Origin of the sequence: Methanoregula sp., from assembly GCF_002835825.1 — an archaeon.
Classification (GTDB): domain Archaea; phylum Halobacteriota; class Methanomicrobia; order Methanomicrobiales; family Methanospirillaceae; genus Methanoregula.
In genome coordinates, this window is the sequence record NZ_PIZH01000274.1 from 1 (window position 1) to 2,946 (window position 2,946).

The following is a 2,946-nucleotide window of genomic DNA, read 5'->3' on the forward strand; positions in this document are numbered from 1 at the left end:
AGCTTATCTTCTATGACAAGAGTGGCAAGAAGATCCTGCAGTTCGATCCCGCGCAGTAAAGGTCCCATTTTCCTCTTTTTGTCCTGATTTTCGTTCATACAGGTTCGTACTCTGCTTCTCTGACGGAAAGATGCGAAAAACCACCAGCATAATTAATAGGCTTCAGGAAAACAATAGTAGGAGTCTCGGGCTCGTGGTCTAGTCGGTTATGACGTCGCCCTTACACGGCGGAGGTCGCCGGTTCGAATCCGGCCGGGCCCATCGTTTTAAAAAAAAGAGAGTTACGCTATTCTCACGAGCGTGATCGTGAAGACCAGGTCTTTTCCCGCAAGATCGTGGTTCTGGTCAATGGTGATGGTATCCTCTGTCATGTTGATTATCTCGATATGTGCCACCGCATTGTCGGTCGCTCTCCGGATCGAGTACCGCTCCCCGATGACCGGGTTCTCAATCCCGAAATCCGAACGATTAACTGTAAAGACAAGGGACGAATCATACGGTCCGTATGCTTTTGCCATGGGGATATGAACGGTCTTTGTCGTATTCGGGGCCATACCGGTCACGGCTTCCTCAAGGCCGGGAATGACTTTTCCCTGGCCGATGGTGAAGACAAGTGGGGATGCCTCCCGGTTGGAATCAAAGATAGTCCCATCAGCCAGCGAACCGGTATAATAGACTGAAACCGTATCCCCGGTCTTTGCAAAGAACGGGTTGAACAGATAAAACGCAACAGCGGCAACAACAACGAGAACGATAACAACACCTATCGCATACTGCCGCGTCCGCTTCTTCCTGGCCGCGACAGCCTCTTTTCCCTTCACTTTTTCAGATTTTTTCATGTTCTCGCCAGTACGTTGATCTCATGACCATAAGAGCATTGCATTCTGTTCCGGAAAACCAACACCCGGGTTGTTCATGAAGGCTGCATGCACGCAACATATCGATTCCCGCTATCACAATTGCACGATATAAATACCCGAAGAACGTATGTTTGGTGTTCATTATGCCGGATGAAGTCAAATATGCAGAAGTCCAGGGCCGGAAAGTCCAGTGGGACCCTGCACAGATGCGCAAGATTAAGGAGCACCCGTGTTTCTCCGAGGGTGCATGCCATAATTTCGGGAGGTGTCACATCCCGGTTGCACCGAAATGCAACATCCAGTGCAACTACTGCATCCGCGACTTCGACTGTGTCAACGAGAGCCGACCCGGTGTCACGACAAAGGTGCTCAAGCCGGACGAAGCCATGGACATGGTCAAGAAAGTCGTAGACAAGTACAATTACATCAAGGTCGTCGGGATCGCGGGACCCGGGGACCCGCTCGCAAACGAGGAGACATTCGAGACGCTTCAGCAACTCCATGAAAAATATCCGAATGTCATCAAGTGTATCAGCACCAACGGCCTCCTCCTTCCGGACAAGATAGATCTCCTCCAGAAATACGACGTGGGAAACATCACGGTCACATTAAATGCAATCGACCCGGAGATTGGGGCGAAGATCTACCAGTTCGTCGATTATAAGGGAAAACGCTACGAGGGCATCGATGGCGCAAAACTCCTCCTCTCCCAGCAGATGAAAGGCATCGAAGAGGCAGTCAAACGCAACATGATCGTGAAGATCAATACCGTCTACATTCCTGGCATCAACGAGGATCACATTCCGGCCATTGCAAAGAAAGTAGGAGAGATGGGCGTCTACACCTTCAACCTCATCCCGCTCATCGCCCAGTACAAGTTTGCCAATATCACCCCCCCGACACCCGAGATGAAGCGGAAGATGCAGGACGAGTGCGGGAAATACGTGAAACAGATGCGCCACTGTCAGCGCTGCCGTGCCGATGCGATCGGCAAACTCGGACACGACATCCAGTCCTGTGTGTACGAAAACAAATAATCCTTTTTTGTCATTCCCTGCGCACGGAGCACAAGCAACATCGCACTGCGCCGGATTATGTTCGCATGTTTGCCAGCAACGCCGGGGCTAGGTCCGGAGTGCTGCGGGAGGTAATGATTGCATTCAGCTCACGTATGACCGACTGGAGCGTGAAGGGAACGACCGTATCCTCGGTCACTACTGTCTTGTTTCCAAACGTGATCCGGTAAGCCATGAAATCATCGCCCCCGCGTGGTGAAGTGTAAGCGTCCTCGAGCGAAGCGAATCCTGCCTGGCGGAATATCAGGTCCAGCCGCTGCAACTCTGAATTGTTCAGCTGAAACTCGCGGGTAATCGATCGGGTTGAGATGAGGCCTGCCCCGTTGTCGAACAGGAGGAGGTGATCGTCGACCCCGGCAAACCCTCCGGTACGGTGATAGTCGATGAGCAGCGCCGGGGGGGCCTTGTCGGGGCTTGCCGGAGCCTCCCTGCCAAGACACCCGGTTCCTGCCAGGACAACAACAATGATGATGAACAGGGGTACAAACCCTTTTCTGATAGCGGTCACTCCCAATCAGCAACAGCGTTTACGGACTCGATCAGATCTGCAGGACATCCGATTTCGCCGGTGTTCCGGCTGTTTTCCGCTCCGGGAGCACCTCTTCGAGCGCTGCCACAAGACTGTCCACCTTCTCGTTGTTGAACGCTGCCCGGAATGCGGCAATCTCAGCAGAGTTCATGATCATGATGCCCTTCTTCTTCATCGGGAGCCCGTTGGAGCCAAGGGGGTTGATGTCGATGGCAAGGGATGCGGCACGGTTCTTGGTTGCGGGGAGCCGGATTAGTGAGACACCTTTGACCGATGTCTGCTTGCGTTCCCAGTCCGCACCTTCTTCGATAAATGTCCTGAGGGTTTCTGCTAATTCCATAAGAAGAACTATTCATTTATATATTAAAATGCTATTCGTTCCGATCCGGCTTTGACAAAATGGCAGGCAGCCGCGCCCGGTCCTCCCCGTCCCGTTTGCACCATCCCCAGCGAATAAGAGGGGGAGTGGTCAATGGTACTC

General features: G+C 52.6%; 4 protein-coding genes and 1 tRNA gene. 2 read left to right on the forward strand and 3 right to left on the reverse strand.

All coding sequences use genetic code 11. The annotated features are described in order from the left end of the window. The first annotated feature begins 187 nt into the window (after positions 1–187). Positions 188–261: transfer RNA gene (locus CW742_RS09670), tRNA-Val, on the forward strand. Between the two features lie 20 nt (positions 262–281). On the opposite strand, the gene CW742_RS09675 is transcribed toward CW742_RS09670, so the two are convergent. Further along, entirely contained in the window at positions 282–839 is a 558-nt protein-coding gene (locus CW742_RS09675; protein WP_292419722.1) for a peptidylprolyl isomerase, read from the reverse strand. A 164-nt stretch (positions 840–1,003) separates the two neighbouring features. Here CW742_RS09675 and nifB point away from each other — a divergent pair, with 164 nt between their 5' ends. Beyond that, entirely contained in the window at positions 1,004–1,897 is an 894-nt protein-coding gene (nifB, locus tag CW742_RS09680; protein WP_292419724.1) for a nitrogenase cofactor biosynthesis protein NifB, read from the forward strand. Positions 1,898–1,952: 55 nt separating this feature from the next. Here nifB and CW742_RS09685 read toward each other — a convergent pair whose 3' ends face one another. Together CW742_RS09685 and CW742_RS09690 are read right to left on the reverse strand one after the other, a co-directional pair. After that, complete coding sequence (locus tag CW742_RS09685) at positions 1,953–2,444, reverse strand: hypothetical protein (RefSeq protein WP_292419727.1); 492 nt, start codon at positions 2,442–2,444, stop codon at positions 1,953–1,955. 31 nt (positions 2,445–2,475) lie between these two features. Further along, a complete protein-coding gene (locus CW742_RS09690; RefSeq protein ID WP_292419729.1) occupies positions 2,476–2,805 on the reverse strand; it encodes a hypothetical protein in 330 nt (109 codons plus the stop codon). Positions 2,806–2,946: the final 141 nt, after the last annotated feature.